9 protein-coding genes and 3 pseudogenes are annotated in these 17,283 nt (G+C 62.1%); 7 read left to right on the forward strand and 5 right to left on the reverse strand.

Translation table 11 applies throughout. The annotated features are described in order from the left end of the window. Positions 1–73: 73 nt before the first annotated feature. A pseudogene (locus MTR65_RS19495) lies at positions 74–904 on the forward strand (IS3 family transposase); the annotation flags it as partial. 209 nt (positions 905–1,113) lie between these two features. Here MTR65_RS19495 and MTR65_RS19500 read toward each other — a convergent pair. Further along, positions 1,114–2,410, reverse strand: a pseudogene (locus tag MTR65_RS19500) (IS110 family RNA-guided transposase). Positions 2,411–2,563: 153 nt separating this feature from the next. On the opposite strand from MTR65_RS19500, the pseudogene MTR65_RS19505 reads away from it, so the two are divergent. Then, a pseudogene (locus tag MTR65_RS19505) lies at positions 2,564–2,926 on the forward strand (integrase core domain-containing protein); the annotation flags it as partial. Positions 2,927–3,131: 205 nt separating this feature from the next. On the opposite strand, the gene MTR65_RS19510 reads toward MTR65_RS19505, so the two are convergent. The 3 genes from MTR65_RS19510 to choW all read right to left on the reverse strand — a co-directional run bounded on the left by MTR65_RS19510 (position 3,132) and on the right by choW (position 7,181). Continuing rightward, entirely contained in the window at positions 3,132–3,464 is a 333-nt protein-coding gene (locus MTR65_RS19510; RefSeq protein WP_243803166.1) for a hypothetical protein, read from the reverse strand. Between the two features lie 697 nt (positions 3,465–4,161). After that, a complete protein-coding gene (gene choV, locus MTR65_RS19515; protein WP_243803169.1) occupies positions 4,162–5,379 on the reverse strand; it encodes a choline ABC transporter ATP-binding protein in 1,218 nt (405 codons plus the stop codon). Beyond that, positions 5,379–7,181, reverse strand: coding sequence for a choline ABC transporter permease subunit (choW, locus tag MTR65_RS19520; RefSeq protein WP_243803171.1), 1,803 nt, complete (start codon positions 7,179–7,181; stop codon positions 5,379–5,381). Before choW ends, choV begins: the two co-directional genes overlap by 1 nt. A gap of 156 nt (positions 7,182–7,337) precedes the next feature. On the opposite strand from choW, the gene betB reads away from it, so the two are divergent. Further along, positions 7,338–9,368 (forward strand): betaine-aldehyde dehydrogenase, encoded by a 2,031-nt coding sequence (gene betB, locus MTR65_RS19525; RefSeq protein WP_243803173.1) that lies wholly within the window; start codon positions 7,338–7,340, stop codon positions 9,366–9,368. A 32-nt stretch (positions 9,369–9,400) separates the two neighbouring features. Beyond that, positions 9,401–11,059, forward strand: a complete 1,659-nt coding sequence (gene betA / locus MTR65_RS19530) for a choline dehydrogenase (RefSeq protein ID WP_243803175.1) — start codon at positions 9,401–9,403, stop codon at positions 11,057–11,059. Positions 11,060–11,154: 95 nt separating this feature from the next. On the opposite strand, the gene MTR65_RS19535 is transcribed toward betA, so the two are convergent. Beyond that, a complete protein-coding gene (locus MTR65_RS19535) occupies positions 11,155–13,464 on the reverse strand; it encodes an SEL1-like repeat protein (RefSeq protein ID WP_243803178.1) in 2,310 nt (769 codons plus the stop codon). Between the two features lie 502 nt (positions 13,465–13,966). Here MTR65_RS19535 and MTR65_RS19540 point away from each other — a divergent pair. The 3 genes from MTR65_RS19540 (at position 13,967) to MTR65_RS19550 (ending at position 17,206) form a co-directional block, all read left to right on the forward strand. Next, positions 13,967–14,899, forward strand: coding sequence for an IS1595 family transposase (locus tag MTR65_RS19540; RefSeq protein WP_243803182.1), 933 nt, complete (start codon positions 13,967–13,969; stop codon positions 14,897–14,899). After that, positions 14,896–16,227 (forward strand): DNA damage-inducible protein D, encoded by a 1,332-nt coding sequence (gene dinD / locus MTR65_RS19545; protein ID WP_243803184.1) that lies wholly within the window; start codon positions 14,896–14,898, stop codon positions 16,225–16,227. The genes MTR65_RS19540 and dinD overlap by 4 nt, the downstream gene beginning before the upstream one ends. Positions 16,228–16,483: 256 nt before the next feature. Beyond that, positions 16,484–17,206, forward strand: coding sequence for a hypothetical protein (locus MTR65_RS19550; protein WP_243803187.1), 723 nt, complete (start codon positions 16,484–16,486; stop codon positions 17,204–17,206). Positions 17,207–17,283: the final 77 nt, after the last annotated feature.

The following is a 17,283-nucleotide window of genomic DNA, read 5'->3' on the forward strand; positions in this document are numbered from 1 at the left end:
CGACGCGGCAATCACCGCATCACGATGAATCCCCACAAACCCTAGAGTCTGGCCTGAGAGAAGGAAGGACGAGATGAAGAGAGCACGTTTTACGAAAGAGCAGATCATAGGGGGGCTGAAGGAGGCCGAGGCTGGGGCCAAGATAGCCGATCTGGCGCGTCGTCACGGCATTTCGGAGGGGACGATCTACAACTGGAATGCGAAGTATGGAGGGCTCGAGGTATCGGAAGCCAAGCGCCTGAAGGTTCGCGAAGACGAGAATGCGAAGCTCAAGCGGCTCCTTGCCGAGCCGAAGGCCAGCGAAGCTACAGCATGCTGGATAACGCGGCACTGAAGGATTTGCTGTCAAAAAGAACTGGTGACCCCCGCTGCAAGACGGGAAGCCGTCGCGCATCTGATGGAACACCATCGGATGAGCGAGCGGCGGGCGTGCCGTGTCCTTGATGCCGATCGCAAGAGCGTGCGTTATCGTTCCAGGCGGAGCGATGATGGCGCTCTTCGGCAGCGTTTGCGCGAACTAGCGAACCAGCGTCGCCGGTTCGGCTATCGGCGCCTTCACATCCTGCTGCGGCGTGAAGGCGTGATGATCAACCGCAAGAAGACGCAGCGGCTTTATCGCGAGGAAGGCTTGGCCGTTCGCAGGCGACGTAGCCGCAGATGCGCCGAGGGTACGCGCGCTCCAGTTCCGGTGCTCGCTTTGCCGAACCAGCGCTGGAGCCTCGATTTCGTCCACGACCAGATGGTGTCCGGGCGACGCTTCCGTGTGCTCAACATCGTCGATGACGTGACGCGCGAGTGCCTGGCCGCGATACCCGACACGTCGATCTGTGGGCGCCGTGTCGTGCGCGAACTGGCGCTCCTGATCGAGAGGCGCGGAAAACCGGGGCTGATCGTCAGCGACAACGTCCTAGGTCGGGAAGCAGTGGCGGCAAACGGCCGGCAGGTCTCATTGCGCCAATCATGGTCAGCGCTGTTTTTATACTGATCCAGATGGCTTCCATCGTCAAGGAAAGCGCTCTCGGCCATAGCAAACACAGGATCCAGCGGCCGCTTTGGTCGTGGTCCTCACCGTCCTTAAAATGAGATGCGGGTGCCGGATGGAAGGCCCGAACATTATCTACAGGGTCGCAGAAGCGCCGTCACGGCTCCACAGAGAGGGGTCCTTCCATCTGGTGTCCGCCCGTTCAACGAACGGACGGTACTCGGTTCCCGTCTTGATGACGGCATGCGTGACGCGCGCCATCTTGGCGGTAAGTGCGGTCATCGCCTTGCGGCGGCGATCAGGGTCGTTGCCGTGTCCGGCTACAAAGCGCGCCAGCTTGTCACGGAAGCTGTTGTCACGCTGTCGGATGGCAACCTGGGTAGCCATCCAGAAGGTTTGGCGCAGTCTGGCGTTGCCGTACTTCGAGAGCTTGGTCCGGCCGCGGAAAGTGCCCGACTGGCAAGTGGCGAGATCAAGCCCGCAAAATTTGAGGAACTGGCGGTGATGGCCGAACCGGCGCAGATCGCCAGCCTCGGCGAGGATAGTCAGCGCGTTAATAGGGCCGATCCCTGGGATCATGCGCAGCAGTTGGTAGTCGCGGTTCTCGGCCAGAATGGCATGCGCGGTCCGTTCAATCTCGTCGCGTTGCCGGATCAGGCTGCGCGCCTGTGCGATGCCCATGCGGAACATGGCGATCGATATGGAATCCTCCTCGGCCGGGAGCGCTATAGAGGCGCTGGCGGTTGCATAGATATCGTTGAGCAGTCGGGCCTTGGACACCTTGCGACCAACCAAGTCCCAAGCCTCGCGAGTGAATGCCTCCTGTCCAAGCACGGTCATGCTGGCCGGGGTGGGGAGCCGCTCAAGCAAGGCGAGGAACCAGTCGAAGCGGCTATTGCCGGCGAAGCGTTCGATCTCCGGAAAATAGAGCGGCAGATAGTGCGTCAGGAGGCGATGCCAGGTCTGGGTCTTGGCCTTGGAGATCGCCTCGTGCGTCTTCTACATCTCCTGCAGATCATTGATGCCGGCGGCAAGCGGATCGACGTAGCGCTGGGTCGCTCCGATCCGGAGCATGTACAGGATCATCTGCGCATCCTTGCTATCGTTCTTGTTCCAACCATTGTGCAGCGCCTCTCGGGTCCGAGCCAGTGCGACGGAAGAAATCAGGCGCAGTTCGAAGCCCGCAGCGAGCAGGCGGTGCGCCAGCGTGCGGTGGTAGTTGCCGGTAGCCTCGAAGCCGACGACGATGGGACGCCCGATATCGCCAAGATCGGTTGCGAGGCGATCATAATCTGCCTTGGTCGCCATCACCGTCATCCGCCGTCGGCGCCCGCCTTCGGGGCACTCGATCAGCACCTCCTGGCGATGCTTGGACATATCGATGGCTACCAGCACCGCGTCGGCGGGAGTAGATGTGCGCTTGGTCATGGTCGGTCCGTCTCCAAAGTGTTGAGTCGACAACTTCACTTTAGAGACCCGCTGGCCGGTCATGACCGCCTTGATGAAGCCGGCGGGCGCTACGCGCCCTTGTCTCCATCAAGGCGAAGCGGCTCTTCGAAAGGCCGCTTCCCAATGTGCTACGGTACCGAACTCACCAGCAACGCCGTCCTGCCCTGGTGCGGTCAGGCTGATGTGGAATGGCACTACATCGCACCGGGCAGGCCCAGGCAGAACGGTTTCGTCGAGAGCTTCAACGGACGCATGCGTGACGCACTGCTCAACCAGACACGGTTCCTCAGCCTGGATCACACCCGCAGGCAAATCGCAGCGTGGGTGGAGGACTACAACCGGCACCGGCCGCATTCGGCGCTTGGCTATCAAACCCCGGCGGACTTCGCCGCCAAATTGCACAAGCAATGGCCTGCTTCGCTACGCCCTACGGGCTCCGCTGCGCAGGCCATTGCTTCCACCGCGCCTATGCGCAACAAAGTCGCCCGACTTTAATCCCCGCTGGAGGAAAGCTCGGGGGTCACGTCACATCTGCTCAAACCTCCCATTCCTTTTCGGAACATAACGGCCATTGGCCGTGGCTTTGTAGAAATAGAGCGCCTCGACGCTGGCGACCTCGTGCATGTCGATGGAAACGGAAAGCCAAGCGGCGCTGTTGAGCGCTTATGGCCCTACCAAGGCAAGAGAACAGCGTAACCGGTTACTCCCGGCCCACTCGCTGGATTGCTTCCAAGACAAAGGCCATCAGAAGGTTCAAGCCGCAACGATCAATCCCGACCTTACGACGCTCTCGACCCTCCAGCCCCCCGGCCGCGTCCTGAAGGGCAGCGATAAGCGGCCCGCGCTGATCACTTGTAGGACCAGACAAACTGAAGTCGGTTTCGCCAGGATATCGGGCCGCCAGATCTTCAAGCACCGATCCTGCTTCGATCATTCGATAGACCTCGTCAAATTCGAGGTCGCCTGGATGCTCTTGGATCAGAGAATTAGGGTAAAATCCAACGAAAGTTAGCGAGGAAACGCGTAGTGCCATATGTCCGCTCCATCTGTTTCCTGCAACTTAGCAAATGGGAACAGAATGGCATCCATTTGCCACGTGATCTGCTACGTCCAACGCCATAGGCCAATCGCCTGCTCTTCACAGCCAAGAGCGAGTTCAACATGGTCGCGGTCGCGTCGAAGAATCTCACTGGCGGGTCAACTAGAAGCATTTTTCGATTCACGAGGAGCGTCCGCCGACCGGCTCCCTGGAGCTTGAAGACCGTAAGTTCGGTCGGCTCAGATCGCGAGCGAGGCACGCTATTTCCCACTCGTCGAGCACGCGGACTTGATAGCCTCATTAGAACCCTTTCAGCTGCATTTCTCGAAGCGTTGCCCTGACCTGAGAGGCTTCGTGGTCAAGTGGCGGTGGGCGGAAGGGCCGCTATCGCGGGTTGCGGATCCGAAAGCAGACAGGGTGCAAACGGCCCATCGCAGCCGCTCCATGTGCTCAAAACGTCCCCAGCCAGCTTTGGCCCGCAACACCTCTTCATGAAACGACGAAGGGCCGCTCGACAGAGCGGCCCTTTTGCGTTGCCCCCGGCGCTCCCGGGGAGAGGGGAACGGAGCGCCGGGGGGGCCGGGCGCGGGGCGCAGATCATGGAGGGGGCGGCAGGAACCGGCGTGAGGGCGGCCTCGAAGGTGCGACCCGAAGGGCGGCCTTGCGCTGCGCTGCCATGCGCCCCCTTTTTTTACTGCGCGGCGGAATCCTCCGATCCCACAGGCCCGGTCTGGCTCAGCTTGTCGAGGATGTCCTGGCTGGAGGTCACGCCCGCCAGTTCGCCGTCTTCGGTGAGCAGCACCGGGTTGTCGGTCTGCGCGGCGATCTGCATGAGCGTGCGCACGTTGGTCTCGGCGGGAACCTGCGCGATGCCTTCGGGGAAGGTGTCCTGCGTCTCGGGATCGGCGATGGTGTTGACCGGCTGCCAGCCCCCATCCGAATGGACACGCTCGCCTTCCAGACGGTAGTTGCCCCCCTCGTCGAGCAGCAGGCCGCCGTCCACTTCCTCCAGCTCCGCAACCGGGTGCATGACCGTGGCGCCGGTCATCACGTGGAGCGGGTTCATGTGCTCGAGGAAGCTTGCGACATAGGGGGTCGCCGGATTGTTGAGGATCTCCTCGCGGCTGCCGCTCTGGACGATGCGCCCGCCTTCCAGCAGCGTGATCTGGTCGCCCAGCTTGAAGGCCTCATCAAGGTCATGGCTGACGAACAGGATCGTCTTCTGGACCTCGCGCTGGAGTTCCAGGAGGTCGTCCTGCAGCTTGGCGCGGATCAGCGGGTCGAGCGCGGAGAACGGCTCGTCCATGAGGAGGATGTCGGCGTCCGTGGCAAAGGCGCGCGCCAGCCCGACGCGCTGCTGCATGCCGCCCGAAAGCTCGCTTGCATAGCTGTCCGCCCAGTCGGAAAGACCGACCAATTCGAGCTGTTCATCGACGCGCCTGGCCATCGCCGCCTTGTCCTCGCCGCGCAGTTCCAGGCCAAAGGCCACGTTCTCGCGCACCGTGCGCCAGGGCAGGAGCGCGAACTGCTGGAAGACCATGGCGACACGCTTGCGGCGCACTTCGCGCAAAGTGGCGGGATCGCGCGGCGCGATGTCGACCACCTCCTCGCCCTCGCCGCCATGGACGAGGACCTGCCCGCGCGTTACCTCGTTGAGGCCGTTGGCCGCGCGCAGCAGCGTCGACTTGCCCGAGCCCGACAGGCCCATCAGCACCGAGATGTGCCCGCGCTCGACCGTGAGTGAGGCGTCGTGGACGCCCAGGACCACGCCTGTCTCCTCGCTGATCGCGGCGCGTTCCTTGCCCGCCTCGGCCAGCTCCAGCGCGCGGGCGAGCGCGGCCTCGCGCTTGCGCCCCCGGCCGCTTGCAAAGAAGATGTCGACGTTCCGAAATTCGATCGCCGTGGCCATCAGCTGTCTCCCTTGGTTTCGCGCCGGGTCACGCGGTCGAGAATGATGGCGAGCAGGACGATGGCGAAGCCCGCCTCGAAGCCCATGCCCACCTGCACGGTGTTGAGCGCGCGCACCACCGGCACACCCAGGCCGCCTGCGCCCACCAGCGCGGCGATGACGACCATCGAGAGGCTGAGCATGATGCACTGGGTGACACCCGCAAGGATCGATCCGGCGGCGGCCGGAAGCTCGATCTTGAAGAGAAGCTGGCGCTTCGTCGCACCAAAGCTCTCGCCCGCCTCGATCAGCGGACGCGGGACGGACGCGATGCCCAGCTGGGTCAGGCGGATCGGCGCGGGCAGCGAGAAGATGATCGTGGAGATGAGGCCCGGAACGACGCCCAGCCCGAAGATCACCAGCGTCGGGATCAGGTAGACGAACGTGGGCAGCGTCTGCATCAGGTCAAGCACCGAGCGCAGGTACTCGTACGCGCGCGGGCGATGCCCCGCCCAGATGCCGATGGGAACGCCGATCACGGTCGAGGTCGCCGCGGCAAAGACCACGAGCGCGAGCGTATCGACCGTCTCGTCCCAGTAACCCTGATTGATGATGAAGAGCAGCGCGAGCGGCACGAAAGCGGTGAAGCCGTAGGACTTGCGCAGGAACCAGGTGAGCACCGTCGCGAGCGCCACGAAAAGGAGCGGCGGCACCGCGTGGAGCACGCCGGTCAGCCCATCGACGCCCGCGCTCACTGCGCCCGAGACGATGTCGAGAAGACCGCTGTGCGCCTTGATCCAGTCCACCGCGACGGCAATCGAGGAGCCGACCGGGATCTTGTTGGCGGTCAGCCACGAACCCGTGGGGCCGGCCTGCTTGCTGGCCTTGATCGCCGCCTCGGCAGGCTCGCCCGAGAAAGTGGTCACGCCGTCGAGCCACTGCGCCACGCGGTGCGGGTTCTGCGCGATCCACGCGCGCGCAGCATCCTGCGGATTGGCGCCGCCTTCGATGCGGCCCATCAGCGCGTTCTCTTCCTCGACCTCGAAGGAGAGGTTTTCAAGGAACTGGCCAAGGTTGGGGCATTCCTCGCGGTAGCCCCGGCGCACGATGGTGCTCACCGTCGCGCCGCCGAAGTTGGGGCCGAAGACATCGTCGCCGCCCGCCAGGTACTTCATGTCGAAGCGCTCGTTCATCGGGTGCGGTTGCCAGCCCAGGAAGACGATGGCGCGCTTTTCCTTCACCGCACGCTCGACCTCGGAGAGCATGCCCTGCTCGCTGCTCTCGACCACCTGGAAATCGCCGGTGTCGAAGGCGTCGCGCCCGATCATGTCGATGACCAGCTGGTTGCCGTCGTTGCCCGGCTCGATGCCGTAGATCTTGTGGTCCAGCGCATCGGCAAAGCGCGCGATGTCGGCAAAGCTCTGGAGGCCCTCCTCGTAGAGGTAGTCCGGGACCGCCAGCGTGTAGCGCGCATCGACGAGGTTGGCGCGCACGCGTTCGAGCGTGCCGTCCTCGATGTGCCCCTGGATCAGGCTCTTTTGCGCGGGCATCCAGTTGCCAAGGAAAATGTCGACATCGCCGCGTGCCATGCCGTTGAAGGTCACCGGCACCGAGAGCACGCGCGTGGTCGGTTTGTAGCCGATTTCGCGCAGGACCTCGGAGGCCACGCTTGTCGTCGCGGTGACATCTGTCCAGCCTACGTCGGCGAGGCGCACCGCGCGGCACGCCGGGGGATCGGCGGCCGCACTTGCGGCGGTCGATCCCAGGACGAAGCTGCAGAGGAGGCCCAGGGCCAGGAGAAGTCGCGTTGCCAGACGGCGCATAGGCTTCCTTGAATTCGCGTGATGCCCTGTGCCTATAACGCCATTGAAGGCTTATTCAATGGCAACCTTCCACCTTTTTCAGCCAAGACTTGCAATGGCGCGGAGAGAGGTATAGCTGACGCTCAAATCAATTGAACGGTCATTCAGGACAAGATCATGGCAACAGGTTCGGCGACAACGAAAGCTCCGTCAAGGCACGATGCCCGCGCGCGCCAGCTGATCGAGATGACAATCGATTCGCTCGCCGAAGTGGGCTTCACCGGCACCACGCTCGCCGAGATCGGCAAGCGCGCCGACGTCTCGCCCGGCCTTGTCGCGCACTACTTCAAAGACAAGAACGGCCTTCTCGAAGCCGCGTTCCGCGCGCTCGCCTTCCGCCACGGCGATGCAGTGCGCATGCGCATGGTCGCCGCCGACAGCCCGCGCGCGCGCGTTCAGGCGGTGATCGACGCCTCGCTCTCGCGCACCGAGATCGACCTGCGCACCAGCATGGCCTGGCTCGCCTTCTGGGGCCAGGCGCTGCAGCACCCGCGCCTCCACCGCGTGCAAGCCGCCTACCAGAAGCGCATGCTTTCCAACCTCACCCACGCGCTGCGCGCCATGGAAACGCCCGAGGAAGCGCGCAAGACCGCCGCCCTCATCGCCGCCATGATCGACGGCGTGTGGCTGCGCGGCGCGCTCTCGGGCTGGAACGAGGTCGACCCCGAAGCCGCGCGCGACATGCTCAACTTCGTGGTCGAGGATTCGCTGGCGCGCCACCCGATTGCCGCCGCTTCGGTTCCCGCCACTGTGCGTCCGGTCAACCCGGCGACCGGCGAAACCATCGCCGACCTGCCCGTCGCCAGTGCCCAGGACATCGACCGCATGGTCGCCAAGGCGCACGAAGGCCAGCGCGAATGGGCCGCGCTCAGCGGCACCGAGCGCGGCCGCGTGCTGCGCCGCACCAGCGACATCCTGCGCGAACGCAACGATGAGCTTGCCGAAATCGAGACCCGCAACACCGGCAAGCCGGTGCAGGAGACCAAGGAGGTCGACATCATCTCGGGCGCGGATTGCCTGGAATACTATGGCGGCATCGCCTCGACCGTGGCGGGCCAGTTCCTGGACTTGGGCGCTGCGGCCTTCGGCTACACCCGCCGCGAGCCGCTGGGCGTATGCGCCGGGATCGGCGCGTGGAACTACCCTATGCAGATCGCCTGCTGGAAGGCTGCGCCCGCGCTCGCCTGCGGCAACGCGCTCATCTTCAAGCCCGCCGAGCAGACCCCGATGACGGCGATGGAACTGGAAGGCATCTTCCGCGAAGCCGGCCTTCCCGAAGGCGTCTTCCAGGTCGCGCAAGGCTATGGCGAAACCGGCCGTTCGCTGATTGCGCACCCGGGCATCGCCAAGGTCTCGCTGACGGGCTCTGTTCCCACCGGCCGCCTCGTCATGGGCGAGGCTGCCAAGGGCCTCAAGCCCACGACGCTGGAGCTGGGTGGCAAGAGCCCGCTGATCGTCTTCGAGGACGCCGATCTCGACAACGCGGTGAGCGGCGCGATGATGGCGAACTTCTATTCCACCGGGCAGATCTGCTCGAACGGGACGCGCGTCTTTGTCCATCGCTCGGTGCTGAAGGACTTCCTCGCCCGGCTGGAAAAGCGCACCAAGGCACTGCGCATCGGCGATCCGTTCAACCCCGAAACGCACTTGGGCCCGCTTGTCAGCAGGGTCCAGCTCGACTTGGTGCTGGGCCACATCGCGCGCGCCAAGCGTGAGGGCGTGAAGCTGCTGATGGGCGGCGAGCGCCTTACCGGCGGTGAGTACGATCGCGGCTTCTATGTCGAGCCGACCGTGTTCCAGGCCGAGGACGACAGCGCCTCGATCGTGCGCGACGAAGTCTTCGGGCCGGTCATGCTGGTCCTGCCTTTCGACACCGAAGAGGAAGTGATCGCGCGCGCCAATGACACCGAGTTCGGCCTTGCCGCGGGCGTCTTCACCCGCGACCTGATGCGCGCGCACACCGTGATCGCCGCGCTTCAGGCCGGGAGCTGCTGGATCAACGACTACAACGTCACCCCCATCGAACTGCCGTTCGGAGGCTACAAGAACTCGGGCGTTGGGCGCGAGAACGGCCTTGCCGCAATCGAGCACTACACCCAGCTCAAGAGCGTCTACGTCGCCAAGGGCGATGTCGACGCCCCCTACTGAGCCCCGAACGACCAATTGACAGAGACACCTTCATGAACGCGCAATTCGACTACGTCATCGTGGGCGCCGGCTCGGCCGGCTGCGTGCTGGCCGACCGGCTGAGCGCGGACGGCAAGACCACCGTCCTGGTGCTCGAATTCGGCGGGTCGGACCGCTCGGTGCTGATCCAGATGCCGAGCGCCCTGTCCTACCCGATGAACATGAAGAAGTACGACTGGCGCTACTACTCGGAGCCCGAGAAGCACCTGGGCGGGCGGCGCATGCACACCCCGCGCGGCAAGGTGCTGGGTGGCTCGTCCTCGATCAACGGCATGGTCTACGTGCGCGGCAACCCGATGGACTTCGAGCGCTGGCACAACCTGGGCGCGCACGACTGGGACTACGCGCACGTCCTCCCCTACTTCCAGCGCGCCGAAACGCGCCAGGAAGGCGGCGATGCCTACCGGGGCGGCAATGGCTCGCTCAACACGAAGTACGGGACGCTGAAGAATCCGCTCTACTCCAAGTTCGCCGAAGCCGCGCAGCAGGCCGGCTACCCCTTCACGGCGGACTACAACGGCGCGCAGCAGGAAGGCTTTGGCCGGATGGACATGACCGTCCACAAGGGCCGCCGCTGGAGCGCGGCCAACGCCTATCTCAAGCCCGCCATGAAGCGCCGCAACCTGACGGTCGAGACCCACGCGCTCGCCGACAAGCTGCTGTTCGAGGGCACCCGCGCGGTCGGCGTGCGCTATGTGCAGGGCGGCGAAGTGCGCGAAGTGCGCGCCGCACGCGAGGTCATCGTGGCGAGCGGCCCGATCAATTCGCCCACCCTGCTCCAGCGCTCCGGCATTGGCGCGGCCGAGCAACTGAAGGCCCTCGGCATCGAGGTCGTCCAGGACCTGCCCGGCGTGGGTGAGAACCTGCAGGATCACCTGGAATTCTACTTCCAGATGGAATGCACCCAGCCGATCACGCTGTTCTCGGCCATGGGCCCCATCGCCAAGGCGCGCATCGGCGCGCAGTGGCTGGCGCTCAAGGAAGGGCTTGGCGCGACCAACCACTTCGAGAGCTGCGGCTTCATCCGCTCGCGCGCCGGGATCGAGTACCCGGACATCCAGTACCACTTCCTGCCGCTCGCGGTGTCCTACGACGGGTCCTCGATGGCCGACCGCCACGGCTATCAGGCCCACGTCGGTCCGATGCGCTCGAAGAGCCGGGGCACGGTGCGCCTGCGCTCGGCCGGTGCGCTCGACACGCCCGAAATCCGCTTCAACTACATGAGCCACGCCGAGGACTGGGAAGAGATGCGCGCCTGCGTGCGCCTCACCCGCGAGATCTTCGCGCAGGAAGCCCTTGCCCCCTACACCGGACGCGAGATGCAGCCCGGCGCCGATGTCGTGACCGACGAACAGATCGACGCCTTCGTGCGCGACAACGTGGAAAGCGCCTACCACCCCTCGTGCACCTGCAAGATGGGCGCGGACGGCGATCCGATGGCGGTGCTGGACCCTGAGCTGCGCGTGCGCGGCGTTCAGGGCCTGCGCGTGATCGACAGCTCGGCCATGCCCGCGATCACGACGGGCAACCTCAACGCGCCCACGATCATGCTCGCCGAACGCGGCGCGGACCTCGTGATGGGCCGCGAGACGCTGGCCGCCAGCGAGATGCCCTTCGTGCGCAGCGCGAACTGGCAGACCACGCAGCGCTGAAGAAGAAGGCGTTTTCAAGGGGCCATCGCCCCTTGACCCCAAAACGGGCGAGCTCACCTTTCGCCGCCACGGTGGCGCGCGAAAGGTGAGGTTTCCTACATGCACCCGCGCTTGTTCACCCACACGTTCCAGGCGCGCTGGGCGTAGGGCAGGTATCCGCGCAGGCCCGCATCGGCCAGCCGCCCTTGCGCCTTGGCGGGAAAATCTCCGGACTTGCCGCAGTAGACCCGGTCGGTCCCGGCGGTCGAGAACTCGAGCAGGTGGACCACGTCGCACCCGATCTTGAAGGCCTTGATCGCCTCCTTCAGCCCGTCACTCGGCCCCATCGTGCGGGTGCGCTCGGCCTCGCGGTAGCAGGCGCTCAAGGCGCTGCCGCTCCAGTCCGGCGCGCGCGAGGTGGATGAGGACGACGACGAGCTCGACGAGGACCGCGCGGGCGTTGGCCGCGACACCGTCGTGCGTGAGGGCACCGAGCTGCTGCGGCCTGCGGTGGTTTGCGAAGGCCGGGTCGGCTGCTTGGTCAGCGCCGTGCGCGACCGGTTCGAGGAGGGCGCGGCACTGGAGCTCGTCGAACGACTGCTGGGCGAAGAAGATGACGACGAAGACGAGGACGATGGTGCCGCCTGCTGGCGCGACCTGGCCCTGTTGCGCGCCAACCGCTGGCGATAGTCGCGCTCGTACTGCGCCGCGCTGGTCGTGTTGCGCGACATCTGGCCAAGGAAATCCGCCGTCTGGGCGCGCAGGGCCGCCACCCGAGCCGCACCGCGCCGCCGCGACTCGGCCTGCTCGCGCTCCCAGCGCCGCGCTTGCGCGGCCCGCTCCGCCTTCCGTTTCGCCGCCGCCTGCCTTGCGCGTTCGAACCGGTTCAGGCCCGTCCGGTGCGTCTCCTGCTTCTCCCACAGAGAGTTGTTTTCCTGCTCCGCCAGATCGTAGGCGGTGAGCTTGTAGCGATCCTGCGCGCTCGTGTCGGCCCCTGCAAGGCGCAGAACCTCTTTCAGCTTGCGCAGGAACTCCATTTCGTAGGTCCCCTTGATGGCCGGCGTATCGAAGGCCGCCTGCGTGTTGCTGGCCCACATCGCACGCGTTCGCGCCTGCTCCACCAGATGATAGAGCGTCCGGGTATGAGGCTTGAAGGTCTGCGCCTGATTGGCGCGGCTGGCCACCAGCCGCACCACATCGAGGTCCTTCGTCTGCACCGCCGCGATGGCGTAGTCGAGCGTCAGGTGCCCCTCGTGTTCGCGTTCCTTGAATATCCCCGCCTCGCGCATATCCTGCAGTGCGTTCATGTCCTTTGCCGTGATCGCGGCCATCACCTGCGCATAGGTGCCCGCATCGGCCTTCGCCTCCTGCACCTTGGCCGGAGATGCCGTGGCCGGGCTCGCCTTGGCTACGGCCGGCGTGACGGCAGCCGCCTTCTTCGCATCGGCCGCAGCGATCCGCGCTTTCCGCGCCGCCTCCTTGTCCCGCGCCTGCGCAAGCCTTTGCTCGTGCGCGCGCTGCAGAGCGGCCACGGATGGCTGCGGCACGACCCCCAGGTTCGCAAGGTAGGTCTGCTCACTCAGCCCCGCCTGCTCCAGCTTCGCCTGTGCGGCCGCCACGGCCTTGCGGTCTTCCCGCACCCTGGCGAGCTCCAGTTCACGCATGGCGGGAACCGAAGTGCCGCCATAGTCCGCTGGAAAGTCGCTCAGCGGCGGGTTCCCCACGGTATGGCCCAGTTGACCGATCAGGCTCTCGGTCACGGAGAGGACGCCCTTGTCACCCGCAGCCGCAGCGTTTTCATGCGCCCGCATCAGCCAGTAATAGGCGAGATCCGCGTTCGAGACGCCACCGGTACTCTCCGTCTGGCTCTCAAAATTGCGCATTCCAACCTGGACCTGGGCCCCCCTGTTACCCTTCCGAGCGGCCTCCAGGTGCCAGAACTGCATCGAAGCAACGCTCTTGTAGGAAACCCCGAACTTCACATCGGATTCCGGGATGCCCACCATCGAGGCGAGCCCATGCATCCCGTATGTGCTGCCCGCTTCGACACTGGCAAGGATCAGGCGCCGAGCCCGTTTCAGATCCTTGCGATATCCGTAGGTCCCGAACTGGTAGCTGGATCCGATGGCGGCCAGTGCATCGGGATAGCCCTTGCGGGCCAGTTGCTCGTAACCGGACATGTGCGCTTGGGCATTGCGGGATGCGAACGTGCGCTGCAGTTGCTCGAACTGCGCCTTCATCGCCGCACGCTCCTCGGCCGAGGCCCGGGCATAAGGGCTTGTCTCAGGATCGAGCGGATAGGCCTGCGCCACGTCCTCACGCGCCAGCGCCGGAGCGCTTCCCACCGCGCCCACCACGCCCGCCGACAGAGCCCCCGCCATGACAATCGCGCACAACGCCTGCCCCGATACCTTCCGGTTATTCATACCGTCCCCGTACTTGCTTGCCCCGGGACCGGATTTGCAACTCACCCGCCTGCCGTCAACCTAGAGGAAGTTGGAGGTTCGAACCTCCGCAAACGGGCATCGCAGAAAGGAAGGCAAAGCCCATGCGAGGGCCATTGCCCTCGCGCTCCCGGAATCGGAGAGGGCGGGTCCTGGTGACATGGAGGAGCCCACTTTCCGCCTTGCGCCTTGCCTGTCACTGAAGGAGCGATCTGAGACGCCAAGAAACTCACACTCCGGCTCATATGCTGACAATATTTTCTAGCGGCGCGATAGCTAATCTGCCGACAAGTGGCCGCTTAAAATCATATCATTATGCACAATAAAATCACCTCAATATAACTACACAATAACCGTCTCCTTGACAGTATATTAAATGAGTGAAAGAGTTATTAAATGATATAACTGGGCACTTAAAGTAACAAAATATATGGGGCCTATATACCTGATTGACCCAATCTGATTTCTCTGCCATAACGAGGGCATGGAAACGAGCGCCCCTAAGAAACAGCAGTTCACCAGCCTGATCCAGATGATGCGGGCCATGCCGGACGAGCAGTCCGCAATCGATCATTTCACCGCGATCCGCTGGAAGCATGGAGCCTATTGCCCCCATTGTGGCGCTACCAAGGTCTATCACTTTAAGGACGGGCGCACGCACAAGTGCGGTGAATGTCGTAAGCGGTTCTCAATCAAGGTCGGCACGATCTTTGAGGACAGCAAGATTGGCCTGCGCGAATGGATGCTGGCGGTCTGGCTACTTACCAATCACAAGAAGGGCATAGCCAGCACGCAGCTTGCGACCGACATTGGAGTGACGCAGAAGACCGCATGGTTCATGCTCCACCGCCTACGCTACGCCGCCCAAACCAAGTCGTTCAACCGCCCTCTCGACGGTGAGATTGAAGCCGACGAAACCTTCATCGGCGGCAAGGAAAAGAACAAGCACGCCAGCAAGCGCACGGGCGGCAAGCAGGGTGGCAAAGGCAAGGCCATCGTCCTTGGCATTCTGAAGCGGGATGGAGACCTCGTTACGGGCACGCTCCCGAACCTGCGCGCCAAGAACGTGCAGGGCGCGATCAACAGTATTGTCGCTCCCGGTTCTACCGTGATGACCGACGAGCACGTTAGCTTCAACGGATTGAGCGACCGCTTCACCCATCACCGCGTAAACCACAGCGCGGGCGAGTATGTTCGCAATTACTGCCTTCATACGAACGGCATCGAGAGCGTGTGGGCGCTGTTCAAGCGGCAGGTGATTGGCACTCATCACTGGCTCTCGCCTAAGCACCTGAGCCGCTACCTCAACGAAATGACGTGGCGCTTCAACCAGCGCGAAATCGAAGCGGGCGAGCGCGTGAACGCCCTTCTGGAACAGACGGCAGGTCGCCTCACCTACAAGGAACTGATCGCATGACGGATAATCGCAAGCTTGATGGCCCTGTCGACTTTGATTTTGATTTCGAGGAAGCGATGGAGCGCATCGCGCAGACAGACCCGGATGAGGTAACGGCCCTAGTCGCAGCTGATCTGCCGGAAGAGACGATCGATACACTGCTGGCGGAATTTGAGGCAGCAGCCCGCGAGACCGAGGACGGAAACCAGTTCTGGACCGCTCGCGAATTGGCGACCTTGCTGGGTTACGCCGACTATCGGAATTTCCTCTCAATCGTAGAGAAGGCTAAAACGGCCTGCCGCCAGATGCGGCTCGATCCAGACGATCATTTCGTTGACGTCACCGACATGATCGAGATCGGCAAGGGCGGTAGGCGCGAAGTCGAGAACATTCATCTTGATCGCTACGCCTGCTACCTGATCGCTCAGAACGGCGATCCTCGAAAGCGGCCCATCAGCTTCGCGCAGAACTATTTTGCAATCCAGACGCGCCGCCAGGAACTGGCAGACGAGGACGGCGTCGATTTTGGCTCTCTCACTGAGAACCAAAAGCGGCACTACCTGCGCAATCAGGTGGTCGAGCAGAACAAGCTTCTTGCTAGTGCCGCCAAAGGCGCGGGGGTTCAGAACAAGGACTTCGGGAAGTTCCATAACCGAGGGTATCAAGGTCTCTATGGTGGAAGGGGCGTTGATGAAATCCGCTCCTACAAACGCTTGCCAAAGCGCGCTCAAATTCTCGACCACATGGGAAGCACGGAACTGGCAGCGAACCTGTTTAGAATTACGCAAACTGAAGAGAAGCTGCGCGAACGAAAAATCCAAGGAAAGGAAGCGGCCTGCAACGCGCACTATGAGGTTGGCCTGAAGGTCCGACAAACCATGCAGGAACTCAGCGGCATCATGCCTGAAGACCTTCCCGTTGCCGAGGATGTGAAGAAGATCGCTCGGCAGGAACGTAAGCAGCAGCGCATGCGGGCTGTGGAGCCTCAGAAGCGCATTGAGCAACCGCTCAATGAGCCGAAGGCTACTGCTCCGGTCGAAATTGACCTTACCAAAGACCTTTGGAAATACGCGCTCTTGGTCCTGTCTGTGCAGCCTGAAGGCGAAATGAAGACCTCAGCCATGATTGAGGCGCTGCCGGACTATATCGCGCTTTCAGACGAGCATCTGGCCGCGAACGAGAGCCGCAAGGACTCCAAGTTTTCGCAGATCGTGCGCAACCTCAAATCGCACAAAAACAGCAAATCCAACTTCATCTATCAGGGATATGCCCAGGACATTCGCGGCGGCTTCAAGATCACTCGGAAGGGGCTGGATTTCGTGCGAGAGTATTTCAAAGACCGGGCTTAATTCTGGGCCGGGCCACACACGTATATAGGCCCCAAATATATATTATGTAGTATCAATCCGTAAATAAAAATACAATTTTATCAGTTGAAATTTCTGTAAATATAATAATTTCATCACAACCGTCACGAGCAGTCACCACTAACGACGAGCAGCTGCTTTATCCGCACCGAACCCACTCTCTCCAGAGTGGACGTTTAATGAATAAATAATTGAAATAATTATTATTTTATATTAACCTACCAAGGATGGAGATGTTATGCGAAAACTATCTACTGCACTTTCCATTCTGCTGGCCACACCCGCCATTTCTTGTAGTACATTTCAAAGACAAGCAGCCGTCGCCCCAATATCGGTTGTTGAGGCGAAAGTAGAATTCTGCGCAAAAATGGATGAAAAATATTACAGCAAAGAACTGCGAAAAATATACAAACCTATGTGCTATAATTTTACAAATCATGAAGAAGGCGCTGGAGACAGGAAAGAATATTTAATAAACCTCATGATGATTGCAGACAATGTTTGCGCAAAAGAGTTAAGGCAACTCTCCGCCAACCAGAGGACTGTTAACGCAACCCTAAGCACAACATCAACAATACTTTCATCCGCGGCAACTGTAGTATCTGGAGGGCTCGCAGACAATATTTTATCTGGTGGCGCCACATTGCTCGGTGCGACTCGCGATCACATCAATGCCGAGGTTTATCGAAAGTCTACGCCTGAATTGATTACCATGCTCATTCAGGCAGATCGAGAACTATACGCAACAAAATTGCTGTCAGAAAATAGAAAAATAACTGAGGCCTTGGCGATAAAGGCTGCAGGAGAATATCACCTGAAGTGCTCTTATTTTCATGGCCTTTCACTTCTTGAACAGGCTGCAAGTGCAAAAGCGGAAGAATTAAACAAAATGACTTCAGGCTTGAATAAAGGTCAAAACGAGAATTTGGACGATGAAGATCGCCAAAATGATGAAAACTAGGTCGCGTTGACAAAGGTGATTCCCAACCCGGCGAAGTTCTGATTCAAGCCTGCCTTTTGGAAGGGCAAGCATGGATC

The sequence above is a fragment of the Novosphingobium mangrovi genome, assembly GCF_022818885.1.
In the GTDB taxonomy this organism is placed as follows: domain Bacteria; phylum Pseudomonadota; class Alphaproteobacteria; order Sphingomonadales; family Sphingomonadaceae; genus Novosphingobium; species Novosphingobium mangrovi.